Genomic DNA, 22,601 nt, shown 5'->3' with positions numbered 1-22,601 from the left:
CGACGCAACGAGTGTTCTCGATCAGTCGTCTGGCTCGGGAGTCGGGCCGTCGTCGTCGGGCGGTTCGGGATCGCTGCCGGCGTACGCGCCGCCGTCGCCGCCCGCAGCACGAGCGACGGCCGCCGCCGCGGCCTCCGGCGAGCGGTCCGGCGACACCGCCGACGCGCCGGCCGAGTCGGCGGCCGCCGGCGCGACCGAAATCCGCGCGGGCGCGGCGGCGGCCGCGGCGGTCAGCGCCTCGTTCGGACCGTCGGACCGCGTTCGTACGAGTGCGGCGACGTCCGCGGTGCGAGCGCGTTCGCGCGCCGCGTCGAGTTCGGCGTCGTCGGGCGGCGACAGCGGCGCCGTCTCCACCATATCGGCGCCGAGGCTTCTCGCCGTCGCCGCCGCGACGTCGCCCTCGGGCAGCGGGCCGATCGAAAGGTCGAAACCGGCGTCGTCGAGGGCGACGAGCGTCTCGGCGGCCGCCTCGCCCGCGCCGGCCACGTGGACGCGCGCTCCCCTGGGCGGCGCGCGATCGGGCAGCGCGGTGACGGAGACGGCTCCGGTCGCGGGATTGCGGTCGACGACCGACCGGACGTCGAACGCCGCGGCGACCGCCGACTCGGTGAGCACGTCCTCTGGCGGGCCGACTGCGAGAAACTCGCCGCCAGCGAGGATCGCCAGCCGATCGCAGTAGCGCGCCGCGAGATCGAGATCGTGAATCGCGGCGACGGCCGCCGTGCCGTCGTCGACGAGCGAGCGGACCATCTCCAGGGTCTCGACCTGGTGGTTCACGTCGAGGCTCGCGGTCGGCTCGTCGAGCAACAGCGCGGGCGTCTCCTGGGCGACCGCGCGGGCGAGCAGCGCGCGCTGGCGCTCGCCGCCGCTGACCTCGTCGATCGACCGGTCGGCGAGCTCGGCGACGCCGGTGCGCTCCAGCGCGGACTCGACGGCTCGCCGGTCCTCGGCCGAGGCGGGACTAAAGCGCGAACGGTGGGGGTGGCGCGCCATCGCGACGATCTCGCGCACGTCGAAGGAAAACGAGACCGCGGTGTCCTGCGGGACGACTGCGACCCGCCGGCTCGCGGCGCCCGAGGAGAGCTCGTGGACCTCGTCGCCGTCGACGAGCACGCGACCCTCGTCCGGCGCGAGGACGCCGCTGATCGCCCGCAACAGCGTCGTCTTGCCGGCGCCGTTCGGCCCGACGACGCCGACGAGCTCGCCCGGCGCGACGTCGAGCGAGACGCCCGAGAGCACCGGGACGTCGCCCAGCGACAGCGAGACGTCCTCGACGCCGATCGTCGGGTCGGCGCTCTCCGCGGCGTCGGTCGCGGGGTCGGCGTCCACCGCGGCGTCGGTCGCGGGGTCGGCGTCGTCCGTCACAGTCCGTGCACCTCCCTCGATTTGAGCAGGAACAGGAAGAACGGCGCCCCGACGGCCGCGGTGACGATGCCGACCGGCATCTCGGCGGCCCCCGAGCGGGCGATCGTGTCGGCGACGACGAGGAACGAGCCGCCCGCGAGGGCGCTCGTCGGGAGCAGGACGCGGTGGTCCGGTCCGACGAGCAGGCGCATCGCGTGGGGGACGATCAGGCCGACGAAGCCGATGACGCCCGTGACGGCGACGCCCGCGGCCGTGACGACGCTGGCGACCGCGAGCAGGAGGAGTTTCGCGCGCTCGACCTCGACGCCGAGGTGGTGGGCCTCCTCCTCGCCGAGCAGCAGGACGTTCAGCTCGCGAGCGTACGCGCTTAGCACCCCCAGCGCGAGCAGCGTCACCGGGAGCACGAACGCCACCTCCTCCCAGGTGCTGTGCTGGAGGTGGCCCATCAGCCAGTAGACGGCCTGCTCCAAGCTTTCGCCGCTCTGCAGCAGGAGGTAGGAGATCACCGCCCCCAGAAACGTCTGGACGGCGACGCCGGCGAGCAGCAGCGTCGCGACCGGCGTCCGGCCGCCCTCCGTCGCGATGGCGTAGACGCCGAAGGCGGTGAGGACGGCGCCGACGAACGCCGCCAGCCGCAGGTCCACCGGAACGAGCGCGGGCATCGCGATCGTCGCGACGGCGCCGACCGCCGCGCCCGACGAGACGCCGACGATGGAGGGGTCGGCCAGCGGGTTGCGGAAAAAGCCCTGCATCACGGTGCCCGCGCCGGCCAGCCCGACGCCGACGGTCGCCGCGAGCGCGATGCGGGGCAGCCGGATGTTGACGACGATCGTCCGCGTCGTCGCGGGGACGGACGCGGAAAACGGCGCGGTCCAGTGCACGTCCGGCAAGACGTACGGGATCCCCACGCCGGGCGCGAGCCGCCAGACGCCGGCGTCGAGGCCGACGCCCGCCGGGATGACGAATGCGTCGTAGGCAGCTTTCGCGACCGCCAGCGGCGTGATATCGACCGGTCCGATCGTGGCGCTAACGAGGATCACGGCGACGAGCAACGCTGACAGCGGCACCGACCAGACGGCCGCCCGCACCGCCGGTCGCGCGTGCGCGGCGGCCGCGAGGCTCCCCAGTTGCGACAGCCGACTCTCCGCGGATTCCGATGCGGTCGTCACGGTACGTCTGCAACCCCGGTTGCAGTAGACAAATATTTATTGGACACGGGCCAGCGTTCGGACGATGACACGAACACGGACAGCGGTACTCGTCGCGTTCGTCGCGTGCGCCGCGCTAATCGCGGGCGCCGCCGCGCCCGCCGCAGCGGCCGCGGGCGGGCCGTCGAACGGTGGTCCCGGACACGGCGCCGGAGCCGCCGACGCGACGACCGCGACGCCGACGATCGCCGACGCCGCACAGAGCGACGAACTGAACTGCTCGTACCCGCGGACGTTCACCGACGCCGGCGGGGCCGACGTGCAGCTCGACGAGGAACCCCAGGCGATCGTGACGCTGAACCCGTCGGCCGCCCAGACGCTCTGGGAGATCGGCGCCAAGGACAAGGTCGTCGGCGTCTCGGCGTACGCGTCCTACCTCGACGGCGCGGACGAGCGGACGAACGTCACGGGAGCGAGCGGCATGACGTCGGCGGAGAAAGTCGTCGACCTCGATCCCGACCTCGTGCTCGCGCCCAACACGATCTCGAACGACACGGTCGACCAGTTGCGGAACAACGACCTGGCAGTCTACCAGTTCGCGTCGGCCGCGTCGATCGACGACGTGTACGACAAGACCGAGCGGATCGGCGAGCTCGCGGGCGCCTGCGAGGGCGCGACCGAGACCGTCGAGTGGATGCAGACCGAAATCGACGCCGTTCAGGAGAACGTCAGCGAGTCCGACCGCCCGAGCGTCTACTTCGAGTTCTTCGGGACGACGCCCGGCGCCGGGACGTTCCAGCACGACGTGATCACCACCGCGGGCGGCGAGAACGTCGCGGCGGAGGCCGGCCTGGAGAGCTGGGCGCAGCTCAGCGACGAGAAGCTGATCGAGCAGAACCCCGACTACCTGCTGCTGCTGGAGGGTTCGGCGGTCCCGGATCGCGAGGCGGTCCAGTCGACCAGCGCGGTGCAGAACGACCGGATCATCCGTGTCGACACGAACTACATGCAACAGCCCGCGCCCCGGGTCGTGTACGCGATCCAGGAGATCAACGAGCAGCTTCAGCAGTACGAGGGCGAGAGTTCCGAGAACGAGAGTAGCGAGAACGGGAGCGGCGCCGACGAGAGCGACGGCGGCGACAGCGTCCCCGGCTTCGGCGTCGCCCCCGCGGTCGCCGCGCTGCTGACCGCCGGCGTGCTGGCGCGCCGTCGGAACTGACCCGTACCGGCAGCCCGGACGCCGACTCGTCGCGGAAACCGACCTTTTTACGTCGCCGACACCGATCGGACGAGTATGGTCGAAAACGTCATCTGGCCCGCGTACTTCGACGCGGACCTCACGCGCTCGAAGGGGCGCCGCGTCCCGGAGGAGCTGGCGGTGCCGAGCCCCGAGGTCGAGGAGATCGCACAGGCCGTCCAGCAGGTGGGCTACGACGCCGTCGTCGAGCGAGACGTCGCCTACCCGCGCGAGCACTACCAGCAGCGCGGGCGCGTGCTCGTCAAGGACGCCGACGACGCCAAGAACGACGTCGTCCAGGCGGTGGCCGCCTACGTCGCGACGATGCGCGAGTGATGCAGCGACTCGGCGAGGCCGACCGGACGGCCCAGGGGCTGGCGATCGTCCGACTCGACGACCCCGACGACCCGCCGCCGATCGGCCGCGAGGTCGTCGACGAGTCGCTCTCGACGGCGGGCCGCATCGTCGACGTGTTCGGGCCGGTCGAGGGCCCCTACGTCGCGATCACGCCGGCGGACGACCGGCGACTGGCGACGCTGCTTGGCGAGAAGCTGTACGTGCAGTGAGAACGCGCCGGCTGCGGATCGGAGATTCGACGACGGCGATCAGTCCGCCTGTCCTTCGGCGATGAGACACTCGCAGCGGTCGGCCTCCGGATCGAAACAGTCCGGACACTCCGACCGGCGGTCGATGATCGTGTCGAGGCGCTCGGCGACCGTGTCGTCGATGACGCTCTCCAGGGCGCGGGCCTCCTCGCGGTAGCTCTCGACCTCCAGGACGTTCGCGAGAAACCGCTCGATGATGCAGTACGTCTGGAGCGCGTCCCGGGCCCGGCCGATCCCGTCGTCGGTGAGTTCGACGCCCTTGTACTTCTCGTGGTCCGCGAGACCCCGATCCTCCAGTTTTCCGATCATCTCGTTGACGCTGGCGGGGCTGACGTCGAGCATATCGGCGAGCTGTCCGGTCGACGCCGGACCGTCCTCCATCATCTGTGCGAGGTATATCGCTTTGAGGTACTGGTCAGCTGTGTTCATTCCCGATCCTCCATGATCGCGGTCACTTCCTCGACGCCCTCTTTTTCCTCCTCGCGGATCGCGTACAGCGTGTCGAGCACCAGCTCCTCGTCGACGGTGTAGTCGGCGTCGCTGGCCTCGATCGCCTCGATGAGGTCGTCGTAGAACTTGTAGGCGGTCTCCTCGTTGCAGAGCTGGTCGTACAGCAGCCCGTCGAAGTCCTCGGGCTGGTTGCTCGCGTAGTGCTCGCGGACCAGCAGCTCGATCTCGTCGTAGCCGACCGTCTCGGCGTCCATTTCGTCGACCAACGATTCGAGGCGGGCGCGGTGCTCGGCGGACTCCTCGGCCGCGTGATCGAGCAGTTCGGCGATCTCCTCGTCTAATTCGGCCCGCTCGTCGGGCGAGAGCGACTCCAGGTGCGAATAGGCACGCGCCTCGACGACCTCCTCCAGCACGACTCCGATCTGGAGGAGCCGGGCGAGCTGGCGGTCCGTCGAGACGCGTTGACCCAGGCTCATAGCTCCCACTCGGAGAGCCGGTCACTTAACGCTCCCTACTTTCGGCGTCCCGACGGGGCGGCGACGGCGCCACGCGTCAGGGGACCGCCGCGATACCGACCTCGTCTGCGCGATCGGCGTCGTACACTGAAGTACCGAGCGTGCGAAAGTATCAGCATGGGAGACCGCGACGAACGCGCCCCGGAGCCCCGCGGGAGGAACGTCGCGGGCGAAACGCCGACGGGCGAACCGGTGGCGACCGACGAGGACGTCACGGTCCACGAGGAGGGGACGGAACTGGAGCGCACGATCGGGCTGGTCGGCGGGCTGGCCATCGGCATCGGGACGATGATCGGCGCCGGCATCTTCGTGTTCCCGGGTATCGCGGCCGGCGAAGCCGGACCCGCGGCGGCGGCCTCGTTCGCGATCGGCGGCGTCGTCGCGCTGCTGGTCGCGCTCCCGTCCGCCGAACTCGCGACGGCCATGCCCCGCAGCGGCGGCGGCTACTACTTCGTCTCCCGCGCGCTGGGCGCCGCGTACGGGACGGTCGTCGGCATCAGCCTCTGGCTCGGGCTGGTGTTCGCCTCGGCGTTCTACCTCGTCGGCTTCGGCCACTACGCGGCGGCCGTGCTCGCCGAGGTCGGCGTCGCCGCGCCGATCGACCCCGTGATCCCGCTTGGCGTGCTGTTCGGCGTCCTCCTGACCGTCCTGAGCGCGACGGGGACCGAGAACGCCGCGAAGCTCCAGAACGCCATCGTCGGCGTGCTGCTCGTGATCCTCACCTCGTTTCTCGCGTACGGCGCGGGGGACGCGCTCGGCGTCTTCGGTACCAGTGCGGTTCCGGAGCAGTTCGCACCGTTCGGCGTCGGGCCCATCTTCTCGACGGCTGCGCTTGTGTTCACCTCCTACCTCGGATTCGCTCAGGTCGCGACGGTCGCCGGCGAGATCAAGAACCCCGACAGGAACCTGCCGCTCGCGATGGTCGGCTCGGTCGTCATCGTCGCCACGTTCTACGTCGTGACGATCTTCGTGGCGACGAGCGCGGTCGGCAGCGAGGCGCTCCGCGGGTTCGGCGAGACCGCGATGGTCGAGGTGAGCCGCGAGTTCTTCGGCGTCGCCGGCGCGGTCGCGATCCTGTTCGCCGGGCTGCTCGCGACGTTTTCGAGCGCCAACGCCTCGATCCTCAGCTCCTCGCGGTCGATCTACGCGCTGAGCAGCGACGCGCTGCTGCCCCGGCGCGCCAGCGAGATCAACCTGCGCTACGGGACGCCACACGTCGCGCTCGCGATGGCCGGGGGGCCGATCGTCGTGCTGACCGCGACCGGACAGGTCGAACTGCTGGCCGAGGTCGCCTCCTTTCTCCACCTGATCATGTACGGGCTGATCTGCGCGGCGCTGATCGCCCTCCGACGGAACCCGCCGGAGTGGTACGACCCGGACTTCCGGATGCCCGGCTCCCCGTACCTGCCGGCGATCGGCGGGCTCGCCAGTTTCGGGCTGATCGCGTTCATGGCACCCGCCTCGATCGTCGTCGGCGTCCTCGTGATGGCCGGCGCGTACGGCTGGCACAGCTATTACGCTCGCGGCGTAACGCTCAAGGGACAGCTATGACCGACCGTCCGTCGATCCTCGTCCCGCTCCGGGTGCTCGAAGGCGAGCCCCTCGAGCCCGGCGTCGTCGATCTGCTCTCGGGCGCCCGCGTCGTGCTGCTGGGCTACTACGAGATCCCTGACCAGACGGCGCCCGGCCAGGCTCGCATGCAGTTCGAGGATCGGGCGCGGAACCGGCTGAACGATCTGGAAGCCCAGTTCGAGGACGCCGACGCGGTCGTCGAGTCGACGCTGGTGTTCACCCGCGACGGCGACGAGACGATCGAGCGCGTCGCCCGCGAGGAAGGCTGCGTCGCGACGCTGCTGCTCAACCCGGCGGCGGCGATGGACGACGTGCTCGTGGCCGTCCGCGGGGACCGGGTCATCGACCGGATCGCCGCGGTCGCCGGCGGCCTGTTCGACGACGGGACGACCTCGGTGACGCTGCTGAACGTCGCGCGCGGCGACGAACGAGTGCCGGAGGGCGAGGCGTTCTTAGAGCGCGTCCGATCGGAACTGGTCGACGCCGGCGTCGACCCGGCGCGGATCGAGGTGCGCGTCGAGACCGCGCGGCGACCGATCCGAAAGATCGTCGAAGTGTCGGCGGCGTTCGACGCGGTGATCCTCGGCGAGTCCGACCCGTCGGTGATGACCGTCCTGTTCGGCGAGAAATCGGAGCAGGTCGCCGAGCGGTTCATCGGGCCGGTGCTGGTGGTCCGCCAGCCGCGGGAGCCAGAGGAGGAAAACAGGCCGGACGGATCGACGCAGTAGAGCGTCGTCACAGACGGATCGGTCGGCGGTCCGGCGTCCGGCCGCGAGAGCGGCTACCGGCGTCGCTCCCCGGGCGTGCGACAGTTGACAAAAAACGACCCGAAATCGGAGTTATTCGCGCAGTCGCTGCGCCACGAGGGTCTCGAGATCCTCGCGGAGTTCGTCGACCGCGACTTCCTCGAGGACGGGGACGAAGAAGCCCTCGACGAGCATGTTCGTCGCGCGCTCCTCGTCGACGCCGCGGCTCGTCATGTAGAACAGCTCCTCCTGGTCGACCTGGCCGACGGTCGCGGAGTGGCTGGCCTCGGTGTCGTGGTTGTTGATGATCAGCTTCGGGGAGGCGTCGGCCTCGCTCTCGTCGCTGAGCATCAGGGTGTTCTCGCGCTGGTAGGAGTTGGTGTCCCACGCGCCCGAGCCGACGTCCTGGACGCCCTCGTACACCGAGCGCGCCACGTCGTCGATGACGCCGCGGGTCACCAGGTCAGCCGTGGTGTGCTCGGCGCGGTGCCAGACGCGGGCGTCGAGATCGAAGTGCTGGTCCTCGTGACCGAAGAACGCGCCGACGATCTGGGTCTCGGAGCCGTCGCCGTTGAGCTCGGTCTCGACGCTGGATTTAGTCAGGCGGGAGCCGACGTTGCCCTCGATCCAGTCGATCGTGGCGTACGTGTCGGCGTCGCCGCGCTTGTGGGTGAAGTTGTACGTCTCCTCGTCGACGTTCTGGAGCGAGCCGTACTGGACGTTCGAGTTCTCGCCGGCGGCGATCTCGACGACGCCGCTGTAGTAGCGCGCGCCGTCGACCTCGGTGTCGCCGGAGCTCTGGCGCTCCAGCAGCGTGACCGACGAGGATTTCTCGGAGACGACGAGCGTGTAGTTGAACAGCGACTGGCTGTTCATCTCGGTCCGGACCTTCACGTCCTCGGCCTCGACGCCCTCGGGGACGTGGACGACCGTGCCGGTCGAGAACAGCGCCGTCGACAGCGCGGTGAGGTAGTTCGACTGCGGGTCGACGACGCTGCCGAAGTGCTCGGAGAGGAGGTCGCCGAACTCGTCGACGGCCTCGCTCCAGGGGAGCACCTCGACGCCCTCGGCGTCGACGAGCTCCTTCTGTTCGGCGGCGTTCAGCGGATCGACCAGCGACTCGTAGTCGAGATCCTCGAGGTTGGTCCACTTGCGGCCCGGCGTCTGGATGACCGACGGCATGTCGAGGTCGTCCAGCGCGTCGAGCGCGTCGAGACGCGTCTCGAGGAGCCACTCGGGCTCCCCGAGCTCCTCGGAGATCTGGCGAACGGTGCTCTCGTCGATCGTGGCGTGTACCTGCGTGCTCATGTTATCCGAGGCTCCCCTCCATCTCGAGCTCGATGAGGCGATTGAGCTCGACCGCGTACTCGATCGGCAGTTCCTCCGTGATCGGCTCGATGAAGCCCGAGACGATCATCTGCTTGGCGTCGTCGTCGTCGAGACCGCGCGACTGGAGGTAGAAGATGTCCTCGTCGCCGATCTTGCCGACGGTGGCCTCGTGGGCGACGTTGACCTTCGACTCCTCGATCTCCATGTACGGCATCGTGTCGCTGGTCGACTCGTTGTCGAACATCAGCGCGTCGCACTCGACGGCCGTCGAGGAGTTCTCGGCGCCGTCGGCGATCTGGACGAGCCCGCGGTAGTTGGTGCGGCCGCCGTCCTTGGCGATCGACTTGGACTCGACGGTGGACTTCGTGTCGGGCGCGTTGTGGTACACCTTTGCGCCGGTGTCGATGTCCTGCCCCTCGCCCGCGAAGGCGATGGTGATGTGGTTGTCCGTCGCGCCGCGACCCTTCAGGATCGTCGAGGGGTACAGCATCGTGGCCTTCGAGCCCATCGAGCCCGAGACCCACTCCATCGTGCCGCCCTTCTCGGCGATGGCGCGCTTGGTGTTGAGGTTGTACGTGTTCTTCGACCAGTTCTGCACGGTCGAGTACTGGACGTGAGCGTCCTCGCCGACGAACACTTCGACGCCGCCGGAGTGGAGGTTGTGGGTGCCGTACTTCGGCGCCGAACAGCCCTCGATGTAGTGGACTTCCGAGCCTTCCTCGGCGATGATCAGCGTGTGCTCGAACTGGCCCATCCCCTCGGAGTTCATCCGGAAGTACGCTTGGACGGGCATCTCGACGGTGACGCCCTCGGGGACGTACACGAACGAGCCGCCCGACCAGACCGCGCCGTGGAGCGCCGCGAACTTGTTGTCGCTCGGGGGGACGCAGTTCGTCATGAAGTGCTCCTTGACGAGCTCGGGATGCTCCCGGACGGCCTCGTCCATGTTGCAGAAGATGACGCCCTTCTCCTCCCACTGCTCCTGCATGTTCTGGTAGACGACCTCGGACTCGTACTGGGCGCCGACGCCCGAGAGCGCCTTGCGCTCGGCCTCGGGGATGCCCAGCTTCTCGAAGGTGTCCTGGATCTCGTCCGGGAGGTCCTCCCAGTTGTCGGCGCCCTCGCGCTTGTCGACGTCGGGGCGGATGTACGGGACGATCTGCTCGACGTCCAGCCCGGAGAGGTCCGGCATGCCGGGCCAGCCGCTCGGCATCGGCATCTCCTTGTACTGTTCGAGCGCGCGGAGGCGCCGCTCGAGCATCCAGTCGGGCTCGTCCTTGTCCTCGCTGATGAGGCGGACGACTTCTTCGGTCAGGCCCTTGTCGGATCGAACGGCCGAGTTCTCCTCTTTCTTGAACTCGAACCGTTCCTCGGTGTCGGTCTCTTGTAGGTGGTCTTGATCTGAACTCATGGTTTAGTGTTGTATGGTAATCGCTGGAGCCGTATCAGGCTGTCTCGTAGACCTGCTCTCGGACCCAGTCGTAGCCCTCGTCCTCGAGCTTCTCGGCCAGCTCCGCGCCGCCGCTCTCGGCGATCTCGCCGTCGAGCATCACGTGGACGTGGTCGGGCTCGACGTAGTCGAGGATCCGCTGGTAGTGGGTGATCTGGAGGATTCCGGTGCCCTGCTCGTCGCGCAGCGCGTTGATGCCGTCGGAGACGTCCTGCAGTCGGTCGATGTCGAGCCCGGAGTCGATCTCGTCGAGCACGGCGATCTCGGGCTCGAGGATCGCGGCCTGGAGCACCTCGTTCTGTTTCTTCTCGCCGCCGGAGAAGCCGGCGTTGAGGTAGCGACGGGCGAACTTCTCGTCCATGTCGAGCTGCTCCATCTTCTCGGAGAGGATCTGCTGGAACTCCGCGACGTCGACCTCGCCCTCGTCGGCGGGGCCCTCCATCGGGGAGTTCTCGTAGCCCGCTTCCTCCTCTTCCTCGTCCTCGTCCGCCTCCTCTTCGTCCTCGAAGAGCTCCTCGCGCTCCTCGATCTTGGCGTTGAGCGCCGTGCGGAGGAAGTTCGACATCGTGACGCCCTCGATCTCGGCGGGGTACTGGAAGCCGAGGAACACGCCGAGCGCGGCGCGCTCGTTGGGCTCGAGCTCGAGCAGGTTCCAGGTCTTCTGGTCCTCGTCGAACTCGACGCCCTCGAACTCGTCGCCCTCGAACTGGAGCAGCACCTCGCCCTCCGTTACTTCGTAGGCGGGGTGGCCGGCGATGACCTTCGCCGTCGTCGACTTGCCGCTGCCGTTCGGTCCCATCAGGGCGTGGATCTCGCCGGGCTCGACCTCGAGATCGACCCCGTTGAGGATCTGTTCGCCGCCCTCTTCTGCGACCTTCGCGTGGAGATTATTGAGTTGTAGCGTAGCCATTGCTGAAAGTCCTCTGTCACTCGAACGGTGGGGTCGCCCGCCCATAATGGTTTCGCATTTCTCGTAATCAGTTGGCGTTCCGCGAAAATACTTTTCCCGTTCCGGAATACCCGTCACGCCGACAGCCGAGCGCGGAGAGTCGTCGAGGACGCTCCGAGCGCCCCCGAAACCGGAGTAGGAACACGGAAACCGATCGCGCGAGATCGATCGGTATGGACGACGCGGGAAAGATCGATCGGGAGTTCTTCGAGAGCCGCATCGAGCCGCGACTGGGCGCCGCGCGGGACGACGTGGCGATCGGCCCGACCTACGGCGTCGACTTCGGCCTCATAGAGATCGACGACAGCGTCCTCGCGGTCGCGACCGACCCGATCTCGATCCTGCCCGACCTGGGCTTCGAGCGGGCGGGCCGCTTCGGCATCCGGATCGTGCTCTCGGACGTCGCCGTCTCCGGGCTGGCGCCGTCCCACGTCGCCGTCTCCTTCGCCCTGCCGCCCGAGACGACCGACGAGGAGTTCGCGCGGTTCTGGGGCGCCGTCGACGAGGAGTGTCGTGACCTCGGCGTCAGCATCGTCACCGGGCACACCGCGCGCTACGACGAGAGCCGCTACCCCTGGGTCGGCAGCGGGACGGCGTTCGCGGTCGGCGACGCCGAGGACGTCGTCCGGCCGGATGGCGCGCGTCCGGGCGACGACCTGCTGGTGACGAAAGGCCCCGGCGTCGAGACCGTTGGTCTATTATCCTCGCTGTTCCCCGAGCGGATCGACCTGCCCGCCGAGACGCTGGCAGTTGCGCAAGAACGACTCGACGACGTCGAGACGGTGCGGGACTGCGCGGCGGCGGTCGACGCGGGTCGCGTGACGGCGATGCACGACGCGACCGAGGGCGGCCTGATCGGCGCGCTCCACGAGGTGGCGGGCAGCGCCGGCGTCCGCATCGACGTCGACGCCGACGCCGTGCCGGTGCTGCCCGGCGTCGAAGCCGTGAGCGAGGCGCTGTCGATGGATCACTGGCGCGCGAGCACGGCGGGAACGCTCCTGATCGCAGTCCACCCGGAAGACACCGACGCCGTCGTCGCGGCGCTCGAAGCCCGCGGGACGCCGGTCGGCGTCGCTGGCAAGGTAACGGACGGATCGGGCGTCGTCGTGGACGGTGAGCGGGTCGCGGCGCCGAGCGGCGACGCCGCCTGGCCGGTCTACGAGCGACTGCTCTCGGAATGAGCGACGGAGAGAAATTTCACATGAAGCTACCGAGCCCGGTCTGCTCCTGGCCGCTCTTGACCTCCTCCCAGGAGATGTCGAGCGCTTCGAGGACGCGCTCGATCGGGCCCTGCAGCGTCTTGTCGAGCATCTTCTCGTAGTCGACCTCGAACGCCTCGGGGAGCTGGTCTTCGTACTCGAAGCATATCACGTCCGGATCGCGCTTGAACTCGCCGTAGAGGGGATCGGTCTGGGGATCGAATCCCTCCTCGTTCTCCATGCGCCGGAAGAACTCGGGGTGGACCTTCTCGAGGTAGAGTCGCTTCGGCTTCGAGCCGCTGGCGAAGTTGGTCCCGAGCAGCATGTTAGCGTACTTCGCGCCCCGGACCTGCGCGGTGTCGGTGTCGTAGTTGTCGAGTTTCTTCCCGATGCCGCCGGGGATGCCGATCTCGTCGAGTGAGACGTCGCCGCGCTGGACGCGCTGGATCACCTCGTGGACGTAGTCTTTGACCGCCTCGATGTCCTCCCCGCGGACGATCCGGGTGATGACCTCCAGCTGGACCTCCTTGGTGATCGGCGCGATGTCCGAGCGCTGGTACTCGAATCCGGTGATGTCGATGTCGTCGACGTCCTTGCCCTCCTTCCAGACGATGTGGCCGGCGTAGCGCTTTTTCGTGCCCGCCTGGAAGAATCGCCGATAGAGCTTCTCGAACTCGATCTGGAAGCGGTGCTCCTCGGCGTTGAGTTCACTGCTGGCGAATTCGTCGTAGGCGTCGTTGATGTGCTCCTCGATCTCGAAGGACTGCTCGATGGCGTCTTCCTTCGAGACGTCGTCGCCGAGCTCCAGCATGACCGAGTCCGTGTCGCCGTAGATGACTTCCTTGCCGAGATCGTTCGCCGCGGTCTCGGTGAACTCGATAACGTCCCGACCTGTCGCGGTCACCGCGGCGCCCATCTCCTTGTCGTAGAGGCGGAACCGATCCCAGCCCAGGACGCCGTACAGCGAGTTCATGATGACCTTCACCGCCGCCTGCTGCCGGTCGAACCGCTCGTAGTCCTGGCTGTCGGGGTCGTTCTCGTTTCGGAGCGACTTCTTCTCCTCGCGCTCGCTGAGGAGTTCGTCGACCATCTCCCGGATGATGCCGTCCGGCTCCTTCCGGAAGTGAGTCCCGTTGGGCGCGCGGTACGTCTCGCCGTCGTACGCTTCGGGGTCGACCTTCGTCTCGGGCGAGGCGTTGGTCGTCACCATGCACATCGGGTACAGCGACTTGAGGTCGAGCACGGTGACGTTCTCGCGGACGCCGGTGATCGGGTCGAACACGGCGCCGCCCTCGTAGTCCTCGCCCTCGTGGCGGCCCTTCGAGGGGAGCGCGAACTCGCCGTGGACCTTGTGGAGCACGTACATGTCGACCGCGTCGCCCGGCGTCGGCGCGTCTTCGAGCTTGCAGCCGACGAACGATCGCACCTCGTCCCAGAACGCGACGATGTCCTGCTTGCGGTCGAGTTCGACGCAGAGCTCGACGTCCCGGAGGTTGTACTCCAGCAGGCGCTCGGGGTCCTGCTCCCAGAGGTCGCCGATGTCGCCGGTGTAGCGCTCCTTGCCGACGCCGAGCTCCTGCTCGCCGACGGCGTCGAGGCGGTAGGACTCGAGTTCGGTGAACTGCGTGCGCTTGTAGGCGTACAGCAGGTCGAACACGACCCGGCCCTTGATGTCCGGGCCGCCCCAGCCGCCAGCCCAGACCTCGTTCACGCGAGAGAGCCGGTCGTAGGAGAGGCCGAGGTTCTCCAATCGGTTCACGAGGTACGGCGCGTCGAAGTCCTCGAAGTTCCAGCCCGTCAGCACGTCCGGATCGGTCTTGTCGACGTAATCCAGAAACGCCCGGAGCATCTCCTCCTCGGAGTCGAACGTCCGGACCTCGTAGTCGGCCTGCTCGGCCATCGGATCGTACCCCTCCAGGGCTTCGGGCGCGTCGACGCCGCCGACCGGCGCGTCGTAGAGCCAGACGACGTACTCGTCGTCGTAGGAGTCGTGGCTCGTCAGGCAGACGATCGGCTGCTCGGCGTCCTCGGGCTCGGGGAACCCGTGGCGGTCGTCGACCTCGATGTCGAACGTGTTCACGCGCGGGCGTGCGGTCGACTCGACGGCCTCGACCTCGTCGTGGACGACGACGAGCGCGCCCTCCTCGTCGCGACGCAGGGGCACCTCGATCCCGCTCTCTATGTCCTTGTCGATGAGAAAGCGGTTGGGAAACAGGATGTCGGCCTCGAAGTGGTCGAACTCGTCCCGGACGTTCCCGACGTCTCGCGGGGTTCGGCCGAAGATCTTGGTCAGCTTCTCGCCCCGGATGCTCTCGAACGGGTCGCCGTCCTCGTCTGTCTCGGACGAGCCCGTCAGGACGTCGTACTCGTCCTCGGGCGGGCGCTCCAGCGAGTCGGTTGGCGCGTAGAAGTACGGCCTGAATCCGATCACCTTCACGTGCTCGGGCTCGTCGTCCGCGTCGCGACCGAACACGTGCATGATCGGACGTTCACTCTGGCCGTTGCCCTCGATCGTGTAATCGACCTGCATCACGGCGAGCGTCTTGGTCTCGGCGGGCTCGCCGTACTGCGCGTCGACGCCCTCGCGGGTCGGGTCGATCGTCTCGATGCCGTCGCCGGTGCCGTCGCCCGCGACGGCGCGCGCCTCCGCGGCCGCGTGGGCCTCCCGGCCGTCCTCGGCGTCGTCGGCCCCCGAGCCGATGTCGCCGAACGTCATCTGCTCCGGGGTCCCCGAATCGGTCATGTCGTTCGAGTTTGCCGCCACCGGGTAAAAACTGTCGTGATTGCGGGGACCGGCGGTGACGCACCGCCCGCGCGGTTCGGTACTCGGTACCGTCACCCGTTTCGGGAATCGTCACCGCGTCTCGTTACGGATTTATTATGGTTGATAGTGTGTCACTGAGTATGACGGGACACGACCCGTACGGTCGCGCGATCCGCGACCACCACGAGGGCGAGCGCGAGGAACCGCTGCTCGACGTCGACGGCGCCGAAACGCGCGAGCATCCGATCGAGTTGTTTTACTTCGACGAGTTCGACCCGGCCGAAGACTCCGACGCCAAGTGGATCGCCGAATGGCTCGACGGCCCGCTACTCGATATCGGCGCCGGCGCGGGCCAACACGCGCTGTACCTCCAGGAGCGGTTCGAGACCGTGGCGATCGACGTCAGCGAGCACCTGGTGGCAGTGATGCGCGACCGCGGCGTCGCGGACGCGCGCGTCGCCGACATGTTCTCGCTACGCGAGTCGTTCGAGCGTGATCGGTTCGGATCGGCGCTCGCGAACGGCACCCAACTCGGACTCGCGGGCTCGATGCGAGGGCTGAGCGAGTTTCTCGGCGACCTCGCGCACGTGACGACCCCGGACGGGACTGCAGTCGTCGACGCCCACGATCCAATCCGGGACGGCGTGACCGATATCCTCGGCTACCGCTCGGATCCGACGCCCGGCCTCGCCCACCGGACGTATCACTTCGAGTACGAGGACGACGTGGGACCGACGCTGCAGTTCCGCCTGTTCAGTCCCGACCGGCTGCGGGAAGCCGCTGTCGGGACGGGCTGGGAGGTCGCCGAGATTCGAAGGGGCGAGGACGACGCCGATGCGTACTACCGCGCGGCGCTCGTGAAGCCCTGACGGGAACGACCCCTCGTACGGGCCCCCAGAAATTATCACGTAGTGTGAACAAGGGACCGACATGGTCCACTGCCCCGAGTGCGAGTCGACCCTCGCCGAGGCGTCGGACGTGGAGTTCGTCGAAACTGAGGCGACGACGGGGATCATCGCCGCATCGAAGCGGTTCTACGCCGTCGAGTGCGCCGAGTGCGGGACGACGCTCGGCAGCGGCGTCGCCGGCGCGAAGGCGGGCGGCAACGCTGCGTGACGACGGCTTGCGACCGAGTGTGAGGGAACAAGAATTATAGTATCGCCGTCAAAACGGCCGAGCATGGTCCACTGCCCAGAGTGCGACGCGACCCTCGAAGAGCCCTCCGACGTCGAGTTCGTCGAGATGGACGCCACGACCGGCTTCTTCGCCGCCTCGAAGCGATTCTACCTGACCGCCTGCGGCCACTGCGGCGCCGCGATCGGTGGCGGCGTCGCCGGCGCCAAAGCCTGATCGGTGCGCTCGATAGCGGTGGGGAACGGCCCCACCAAGCGCTTTTTATGCCTGCGCGCGACCTCGCACCCATGACGGGTCGTTACTTCGAGGAGTTCGAGGTCGGCGAGCGGATCGCCCACGAGAAGCGCCGCACGATCTCCGAGAGCGACAACCAGCGCTTCTGCGACATGACGATGAACCAGCAGCCGCTGCACCTCGATCGGGAGTTCGCCGCCGAGACGCAGTTCGGCGAGCGCGTGGTCAACGGGCTACTCACGATGAGCCTCGCGGTCGGGCTGACGATCCCCGAGACGACCGACGGGACGATCGTCGCGAACCTGTCGTACGACGACGTCGAGCATCCCGCGCCGGTGTTCCACGGCGACACGATCCGCGCGGAGACCGAGGTTCTGGACAAGCGCGAGACCAGCGACGGCGAGCGCGGCGTCGTGACGATGAATGTCGAGGCGTTCAACCAGGACGACGATCTAGTCTGCGAGTTCGAGCGGACGGTGCTGGCGAAGAAGCGCCCGGACTGAGCCTACTCGTCGGCAGCCGGATCGACAGCCGGGTCCGGGGAGCCGTCGGCGGACGCCGAGAACGGGTTTTCGACTGCGTACGTCGCCGCGACGATCGCGGGCATCGCGGCCGCCATGACCGCGAGGCCGTCGGTCGGCGAGAGCGCGCCGGCGAGCGCGCCGCCGACGAACCGGCCGATCACGATGAAGACGCCGTAGACGAGCGACGCCGTGCTGAGCACCGTCGCCCGACCGAGCGAGGGGAGCCGGTCGTTGAGGTACTGCCCGCGCAGGGCGTAGGAAATGCTCTTGCCCGCGCGGGCGACGAAGAATGCCGGGATCGCCGCCGCGGGCGCGACGACCGTCGCGAGCAGCGGGACGGCGACGAGGAGCGGCGCGATCGCGAACCAGCCGCCGATCCCGATCCGGTCGCGTAGCGCGCCGGTGTAGTACGTCGCCGCCGCCGAGACGAGCATGAATCCGGCGTACAGCCAGCCGAGCCGCGCCTCGGGGACGCCCAGATCGACGCTGATCGGCTGGACGAACAGGTCGACCGTCTCGGGGACCGCCAGCAGCACGGCCGTCACGACGATGAAGGATCTGAGCGGCGGCCGGAGAAACTGGGTCCGGACGATCTCGACTGCGTCGCCCGCGGTGAACCGCTCCTCGTCGGCCCCGCCGCTCGTCGTCGGAAACCTCAGCAGAATCAGGACGCCGCTGGCGGTCACCGCCGCGGCGCCGTAGAACGGCGCGACCCGATCGATCGAGTAGACGTAGCCGCCGGCCAGCGACGTGACTGCCGAGGTCAGCAGGAACGCCGCGCTCGCCCGGCCCTTGATCCGGGCGTACGCCTCGGTGGTGTGGCGCTCGTCGAGCGTGTCGTAGAGCCAGGCGTCGCCCGCGCCCGAGCGGAAGGTGACGCCGACGCCCCAGACGACGTACAGCAGGCTGAACTCCGCGACAGTCTCGGCGATCGTAAACCAGAGCATCACCCCCGTGACCGCCGCGCTGGAGACGATCAGGCTGTTCCGGCGGCCGAGCCGGTCGGCGACGTAGCCCGTCGGGATCTCGCCCGCGACCGTCCCCGCGAAAAAGAGCCCGTTGACCAGTCCGACCTCGGCGTAGCTCAGTTCGCGGTGGAGCAGAAACAGCGTGACGATCGGGTAGATGAACCCCTCGGATCGGGAGGCGACGTACAGGTAGTACTTGGCGACGACGCGAGTTACGGACTCCGCGGCGTCCGGATCGTCCGCCACGTCGGGGTCGCCCGCGCGATCGTCATCCGCGGCGTCGGAACTGCCCGCGCGTTCGTCGGCCTCGTCGCCGGCATCCTCGACCACTCGTCAGGGTTGGACGAGCGATCGGGTAACGATTTGGCCATCCGGCAAGCCTGCGCCGGCGGCGCCGAGACGGCCGTGCTGTCGGGACGCCGATGCCGCCGCGGTGCCGAAGCGGGGATCGCGATCCCGAACGTGAGTCAGACACCGGCGCGGTACTCGACCGCCGGCGCGTCGACGTCGACGCCGAGATCGGACAGCGCGGCCGCGACGGCGTCGAGCGGCGGCGGACTCGGCGTCGCGAAGGGATCGGCCTGCCACGCGTGGCGCACCGTCCAGTCGGGCGAGACGACGGCGAACCCGCGGCCCGGGATGTCCCGGTGGCCGTGCCAGTCCTCGAGTCGGACGTCGTAGGAGTCGGCGACGCCGGCGTGGAAGTCGCTGATCACCGGGAAACCCAGGCCCAGATCCTCGGCGGCGCTCGCGTTCGCGAAGATGCTGTCGCCGGTGATCGCCCAGACCAGCAGGTCCTCGCGACCGCCCCACCCGGCGGCGCCGAGCGCCCGCAGATCGTCCTCGCACACCGGCGCGTGGGCCGACGGGACGAACGCGAGCACGGTGGCCTCGACGCCGTCGAGGAACCGGTGGAGGTCGTACATCGCGGGGTCGCGTCCCTCGACGCCCGGCAGCGAGAAGTCCGGCGCCTTCTGTCCGACGGAGAGCATGCGTTCTCGTTCGTTACCGGCCGGAAAGAAGGTGCCGGAGCGTCGCGGTGCTCGGGGTCGGCCGGTCGGTCGTCCGGATCTCGGTGCCACAGACCGGACAGCACGTCGCCGTGCTTACGAGTACCGCGTCCTCTCGCCGGACCGGTCGTCGGTGGTGTCGCAACTCGTGGTCAGAACCGCGCCGACTGGTCTTCGAGCACTTCGCCGACGTCCGCGAACTCGTTCGCGAGCAGGACCAGCAGGTCGTCGAGCGAGACGATGCCCACCAGATCGCCGTCGCCGTCGACGACGGGCAGACGCCGAACGCCCGCGCCGCTGAACGTCTGGACGAGTTCGAACAGGCCGGCGTCGGTCCCGACTGTGATCGGATCCTCGGTCATCAGATCGACTGCGTCGAGGCGCTCGATTCCTCCGTTGGTCCCGACGCTCGTCGCGATCTGGCGGTCGGTGACGATCCCCGCCGGTTCGCCGTCGCGGGTGATCACGACCGCGCCCACGTCGGCCTCGGCCATCCGCTCGGCGACCGCCGTGGCGTCCTCGTTTCTCGGCGCCGTTACCACGTCCTCGCGAGCGATCTGGTCGACGGTCATCCCATCCCCGGGCGGCGCTACCACGGCGACGTCCGTAAATGGCGGGGAGGCGTCAGGCGCTCGCGTTCCCCTGCTCGTCCTCCCAGTCGGCGTGCTGTTGCTCGATCTCGTCGACGCAGCCCTCGTAGTTCGGGTTCGACGCCTGGGTGAGAATCCCGAAGTCCTCGTCGAGCACGAGCACCGTCTCGACGACGACGTCGGTCGTCCGCGCGTCCCCGATCAGTTCGTCTCCCTCGATCGTCGTCGGCGTCGAGATCTCGCTCTCGTCGATCGTGCTGGTGTCGAGGCCGTCCGAGACGTAGTAGCGCAGCCCCGCCTCGTAGGCGTAGGCGTCGCCCTCGACGGTCGCCGTCGAGCAGCCGTCGAACGTCACCGTCGGGCTCTCGTCGATAGATTCGTCGGTCTCGGACGCGTCGCTGTCGCCCGTCTCTCCCTCCGATGCGTCGGCGTCGCTCGTATCCCCATCGGAAGTTCCGCCGTCAGTCTGGAGCGGCTCGGCGTCGGTCGCCTCGTCGTCGGATGTCTCGCCGTTGTCGGATGTCTCGCCGTTGTCGGATGCCTCGCCGTCGTCGGACACCGACGCGGAATCGTCGGCGTCGGTCGTCTCATCGCCGCCCGACTCCATGTCTGCCACCACGGAGTCGTTCGTCGCGTCCGTTCCGTTCGGTGCGGTGACGTTGTACGCGCCGAGGCCGAGCCCCTCGATCGCGTCGCCCTCCAGCGTCCCGGTGACGTTCGCGGTGTACCCGCTCTCTGGGCTCGCGCTCGTCACGACGCCTCCGAGTTCGTAGCGCGGCAGCTCCTCGTCCGTCGCGTTACCGGCGAGCGTCCCGTCGACGACGCAGAGTTCGCCGTTACAGTCGACGGTGCCGTTCGCCGCGTCGTTCGCCGCTTCGACCTCGCCGACGACGACGAGTTCGTACTGCAGTTCCTCCGACTCTAGCTCGTCGTTCGGTTCGAGGCGGACCGACACGTTCACGCGGTCCGTGTCGACCGTCCGGTTCTCCTGGGAGATCGTCGCGTTGTCCGGCGCTCCGTCGGCGTCGCCGTCGTCCTGCAGCAGCGCGCCGCCGGCGAGCACCACGCCCGCTCCGACGACCGCGACGAGCAGTACCAGCGCGATCAGTCCGCGTCGAACTCCGTTGCCTGCCATACACTGTGCTGTCTCGTGAGCGAATAAAGGCGAACGTACCACCCGGCGTCGGGATGGCTGAAGTTGGTTGCGGACGCTCGCGCCGGCGCCACTGGAGGATGCCGACCACAGGTTTACGTCGGAAGCCGGGGCGAGCACGGCCCGATGGAGGCCATGGGCGTTCGGGCGGTCGTCGACCCGCAGCTGACAGCGCTGGCGCTGGCGTGGGTCGCCGGCGGCGCGGCGCTGGGCACCGTCACCGGACTGGTGCCCGGGATTCACGCGAACAACGTCGCGCTCGTGCTGGCGTCGGTCGCACCCGGACTTCCCGGCCTGCCGCTCGGCGTCGGCGTCGGCATCCTGTCGGCCGGCGTCGTCCACACGTTCGTCAACGTCGTCCCGGCGCTGGCGCTCGGCGTGCCCGACGCCGAGACCGCCGCGACGACGCTGCCGGGACACCGGATGGTGCTCGCCGGCCGGGGCGAGGAGGCGATTCGCCTCTCCGCGCTGGGTAGTGGCCTCGCCGTGGTCGCCGCGGTGCCGCTGGCAGTGCCGCTCACGCGAGGGATGACTGCGGCGTACCCGACGCTCTCCGCGAACATCGCGATCGTGCTGGGCGCCGTACTCGCCGGACTGATCGCCGCCGAAAACGGATTCCGATCCCGCGCGGGCGGCGCGCTCGCGCAGGCGTCCAGCGGCGCGCTGGGCGTCGTCGCGCTCGACGCCGATCCCGCCGCGCCGCTGGAGGCCGGCGGGATGCTCGCGCCGCTGTTCGCCGGACTGTTCGGCGCGCCGGTCCTCCTGGAGGCGATCGACGGCGGCGGCGTCCCGCGACAGACCGGCGCCGCCGTCCGATCCTCGCGCCTGCGCGTCGCGCTGACCGCGCTGGCGGGCGCGATCTCTGGCGCGGTCGTCGGCTACCTCCCCGGAATCTCGGCGGCGATCGCCGCGGTCGCGGTGTTGGCTTGCGTCCCCGGCGGCGAGGACGACCGCGCGTACGTCGTCGCGACCAGCGGCGTCGACACCGCGAACGCGATCTTCGCGCTCGTGGCGCTGGTCGCGCTCGGGCGACCGCGGTCGGGCGTGATCGTCGCGTTCGAGCAAACACAGGCGCCGCTGACGCTCGCGGTGTTGGTTCCGTGCGTTCTTCTGGCCGGCGTCGTCGGGTTCCTGGTCACCCTCTACGTCGGCGATCGGTATTTGGGGCTGGTCGGTCGGCTGGATCAGCGACGGCTGTCGATAGGAGTGCTGGGGCTGCTCGGCGTCCTCTCCGTGCTGTTCGCCGGGAGGATCGGCCTCGTCGCGTTCGTCGTCGCCGCGGCGATCGGGCTGGTACCGGCTCGCGCGGGCGCTCGACGCGTCCACCTGATGGGCGTGTTGCTCGTTCCCTTGCTCCTCTCGTCCGCGTGAGCCTCGTTGCGGTGGATCCGACGCCGTGAGATAGATGGGTGTGAACGGGCCTCACGCGTCGTATGCGGAAAGACAACCGTTAAAAGCGGGCGGGCGATAAGCACTCGTATGAGTCAGTCCCAGCAGAAGCGAGCGCAAAAGTGCGTCTCGTGCGGGATCAACATCGCCGGCACGAGCGCCGCCTCGTTCAAGTGTCCCGACTGCGGAACGCAGATCGTCCGGTGTGCGAAGTGTCGCAAGCAGAGCAACCTCTACAAGTGCCCCGACTGCGGGTTCATGGGTCCCTAA

Annotated in this window: 24 protein-coding genes; 12 read left to right on the top strand and 12 right to left on the bottom strand. The window is 68.7% G+C overall.

Going from position 1 to position 22,601, the window contains the following annotated elements; all coding sequences use genetic code 11:
* Nucleotides 1-21: 21 nt before the first annotated feature.
* Nucleotides 22-1,365 (bottom strand): ATP-binding cassette domain-containing protein, encoded by a 1,344-nt coding sequence (locus tag ABDZ81_RS11740; protein WP_425541909.1) that lies wholly within the window; start codon nt 1,363-1,365, stop codon nt 22-24.
* A complete protein-coding gene (gene btuC / locus ABDZ81_RS11735) occupies nt 1,362-2,501 on the bottom strand; it encodes a vitamin B12 ABC transporter permease BtuC (RefSeq protein ID WP_425541911.1) in 1,140 nt (379 codons plus the stop codon). Before btuC ends, ABDZ81_RS11740 begins: the two co-directional genes overlap by 4 nt.
* Nucleotides 2,502-2,598: 97 nt before the next feature.
* Here btuC and ABDZ81_RS11730 point away from each other — a divergent pair, with 97 nt between their 5' ends.
* The 3 genes from ABDZ81_RS11730 (at nt 2,599) to ABDZ81_RS11720 (ending at nt 4,316) form a co-directional block, all read left to right on the top strand.
* Nucleotides 2,599-3,732 carry a PGF-CTERM-anchored ABC transporter substrate-binding protein gene (locus tag ABDZ81_RS11730; protein WP_343774167.1) on the top strand — a complete coding sequence of 378 codons (1,134 nt, stop codon included), beginning with the start codon at nt 2,599-2,601 and terminating at the stop codon, nt 3,730-3,732.
* 75 nt (nt 3,733-3,807) lie between these two features.
* Nucleotides 3,808-4,086, top strand: a complete 279-nt coding sequence (srp19, locus tag ABDZ81_RS11725) for a signal recognition particle subunit SRP19 (protein ID WP_343774166.1) — start codon at nt 3,808-3,810, stop codon at nt 4,084-4,086.
* The gene (locus tag ABDZ81_RS11720; protein ID WP_343774165.1) at nt 4,086-4,316 is read left to right on the top strand and encodes an H/ACA ribonucleoprotein complex subunit GAR1; all 231 of its coding nucleotides are present in this window, start codon (nt 4,086-4,088) and stop codon (nt 4,314-4,316) included. Before srp19 ends, ABDZ81_RS11720 begins: the two co-directional genes overlap by 1 nt.
* Before the next feature lie 39 nt (nt 4,317-4,355).
* On the opposite strand, the gene ABDZ81_RS11715 is transcribed toward ABDZ81_RS11720, so the two are convergent.
* A complete protein-coding gene (locus ABDZ81_RS11715; protein WP_343774164.1) occupies nt 4,356-4,784 on the bottom strand; it encodes a metal-dependent transcriptional regulator in 429 nt (142 codons plus the stop codon).
* Nucleotides 4,781-5,281, bottom strand: coding sequence for a ferritin-like domain-containing protein (locus ABDZ81_RS11710; protein WP_343774163.1), 501 nt, complete (start codon nt 5,279-5,281; stop codon nt 4,781-4,783). Before ABDZ81_RS11710 ends, ABDZ81_RS11715 begins: the two co-directional genes overlap by 4 nt.
* Before the next feature lie 156 nt (nt 5,282-5,437).
* Here ABDZ81_RS11710 and ABDZ81_RS11705 point away from each other — a divergent pair, with 156 nt between their 5' ends.
* Together ABDZ81_RS11705 and ABDZ81_RS11700 are read left to right on the top strand one after the other, a co-directional pair.
* Nucleotides 5,438-6,871: an APC family permease gene (locus ABDZ81_RS11705; RefSeq protein WP_343774162.1), complete on the top strand. Its 1,434-nt coding sequence runs from the start codon at nt 5,438-5,440 to the stop codon at nt 6,869-6,871.
* Nucleotides 6,868-7,620, top strand: coding sequence for a universal stress protein (locus ABDZ81_RS11700; RefSeq protein ID WP_343774161.1), 753 nt, complete (start codon nt 6,868-6,870; stop codon nt 7,618-7,620). Before ABDZ81_RS11705 ends, ABDZ81_RS11700 begins: the two co-directional genes overlap by 4 nt.
* A 111-nt stretch (nt 7,621-7,731) precedes the next feature.
* Here the strand turns inward: ABDZ81_RS11700 and sufD are convergent, their stop codons facing one another.
* From sufD to ABDZ81_RS11685, 3 genes are read right to left on the bottom strand one after another with little or no spacing between them, the layout of a single operon-like run.
* The gene (gene sufD / locus ABDZ81_RS11695) at nt 7,732-8,946 is read right to left on the bottom strand and encodes a Fe-S cluster assembly protein SufD (protein WP_343774160.1); all 1,215 of its coding nucleotides are present in this window, start codon (nt 8,944-8,946) and stop codon (nt 7,732-7,734) included.
* Between the two features lies 1 nt (nt 8,947).
* Nucleotides 8,948-10,378: a Fe-S cluster assembly protein SufB gene (sufB, locus tag ABDZ81_RS11690; protein ID WP_343774159.1), complete on the bottom strand. Its 1,431-nt coding sequence runs from the start codon at nt 10,376-10,378 to the stop codon at nt 8,948-8,950.
* 34 nt (nt 10,379-10,412) lie between these two features.
* Nucleotides 10,413-11,327 carry an ABC transporter ATP-binding protein gene (locus tag ABDZ81_RS11685; RefSeq protein WP_343774158.1) on the bottom strand — a complete coding sequence of 305 codons (915 nt, stop codon included), beginning with the start codon at nt 11,325-11,327 and terminating at the stop codon, nt 10,413-10,415.
* A gap of 212 nt (nt 11,328-11,539) precedes the next feature.
* Here ABDZ81_RS11685 and ABDZ81_RS11680 point away from each other — a divergent pair, with 212 nt between their 5' ends.
* Nucleotides 11,540-12,547 (top strand): AIR synthase family protein, encoded by a 1,008-nt coding sequence (locus tag ABDZ81_RS11680; protein WP_343774157.1) that lies wholly within the window; start codon nt 11,540-11,542, stop codon nt 12,545-12,547.
* Nucleotides 12,548-12,563: 16 nt separating this feature from the next.
* On the opposite strand, the gene ABDZ81_RS11675 is transcribed toward ABDZ81_RS11680, so the two are convergent.
* Nucleotides 12,564-15,308 carry a DNA-directed DNA polymerase gene (locus tag ABDZ81_RS11675; protein ID WP_343774156.1) on the bottom strand — a complete coding sequence of 915 codons (2,745 nt, stop codon included), beginning with the start codon at nt 15,306-15,308 and terminating at the stop codon, nt 12,564-12,566.
* Between the two features lie 161 nt (nt 15,309-15,469).
* Between ABDZ81_RS11675 and ABDZ81_RS11670 the strand changes: the two genes are divergently transcribed.
* From ABDZ81_RS11670 to ABDZ81_RS11655, 4 genes are all read left to right on the top strand, one after another.
* Nucleotides 15,470-16,198 (top strand): class I SAM-dependent methyltransferase, encoded by a 729-nt coding sequence (locus ABDZ81_RS11670; protein WP_343774155.1) that lies wholly within the window; start codon nt 15,470-15,472, stop codon nt 16,196-16,198.
* A gap of 61 nt (nt 16,199-16,259) precedes the next feature.
* Nucleotides 16,260-16,445, top strand: coding sequence for a hypothetical protein (locus tag ABDZ81_RS11665; protein WP_343774154.1), 186 nt, complete (start codon nt 16,260-16,262; stop codon nt 16,443-16,445).
* 63 nt (nt 16,446-16,508) lie between these two features.
* Nucleotides 16,509-16,679: a hypothetical protein gene (locus ABDZ81_RS11660; protein ID WP_256392076.1), complete on the top strand. Its 171-nt coding sequence runs from the start codon at nt 16,509-16,511 to the stop codon at nt 16,677-16,679.
* Nucleotides 16,680-16,750: 71 nt separating this feature from the next.
* Nucleotides 16,751-17,200, top strand: coding sequence for a MaoC family dehydratase (locus tag ABDZ81_RS11655; protein WP_343774153.1), 450 nt, complete (start codon nt 16,751-16,753; stop codon nt 17,198-17,200).
* Nucleotides 17,201-17,202: 2 nt separating this feature from the next.
* Here the strand turns inward: ABDZ81_RS11655 and ABDZ81_RS11650 are convergent, their stop codons facing one another.
* The 4 genes from ABDZ81_RS11650 to ABDZ81_RS11635 all read right to left on the bottom strand — a co-directional run bounded on the left by ABDZ81_RS11650 (nt 17,203) and on the right by ABDZ81_RS11635 (nt 20,924).
* Complete coding sequence (locus ABDZ81_RS11650; protein ID WP_343774152.1) at nt 17,203-18,519, bottom strand: MFS transporter; 1,317 nt, start codon at nt 18,517-18,519, stop codon at nt 17,203-17,205.
* Nucleotides 18,520-18,656: 137 nt separating this feature from the next.
* Nucleotides 18,657-19,181, bottom strand: a complete 525-nt coding sequence (locus ABDZ81_RS11645) for a redoxin domain-containing protein (protein WP_343774151.1) — start codon at nt 19,179-19,181, stop codon at nt 18,657-18,659.
* A gap of 170 nt (nt 19,182-19,351) precedes the next feature.
* The gene (locus tag ABDZ81_RS11640) at nt 19,352-19,795 is read right to left on the bottom strand and encodes a CBS domain-containing protein (protein WP_343774150.1); all 444 of its coding nucleotides are present in this window, start codon (nt 19,793-19,795) and stop codon (nt 19,352-19,354) included.
* Nucleotides 19,796-19,823: 28 nt separating this feature from the next.
* Nucleotides 19,824-20,924 (bottom strand): hypothetical protein, encoded by a 1,101-nt coding sequence (locus ABDZ81_RS11635; RefSeq protein WP_343774149.1) that lies wholly within the window; start codon nt 20,922-20,924, stop codon nt 19,824-19,826.
* Nucleotides 20,925-21,068: 144 nt separating this feature from the next.
* Between ABDZ81_RS11635 and ABDZ81_RS11630 the strand changes: the two genes are divergently transcribed.
* Nucleotides 21,069-22,313: a tripartite tricarboxylate transporter permease gene (locus tag ABDZ81_RS11630; protein ID WP_343774148.1), complete on the top strand. Its 1,245-nt coding sequence runs from the start codon at nt 21,069-21,071 to the stop codon at nt 22,311-22,313.
* Between the two features lie 108 nt (nt 22,314-22,421).
* Nucleotides 22,422-22,601 carry an HVO_2753 family zinc finger protein gene (locus ABDZ81_RS11625; RefSeq protein ID WP_256392084.1) on the top strand — a complete coding sequence of 60 codons (180 nt, stop codon included), beginning with the start codon at nt 22,422-22,424 and terminating at the stop codon, nt 22,599-22,601.

The organism is Natronoarchaeum mannanilyticum (assembly GCF_039522665.1).
Taxonomy (GTDB): domain Archaea; phylum Halobacteriota; class Halobacteria; order Halobacteriales; family Natronoarchaeaceae; genus Natronoarchaeum; species Natronoarchaeum mannanilyticum.
The sequence above is the reverse complement of the archived record's forward strand: the minus strand, read 5'-3'. Positions and strand labels throughout refer to the sequence as shown.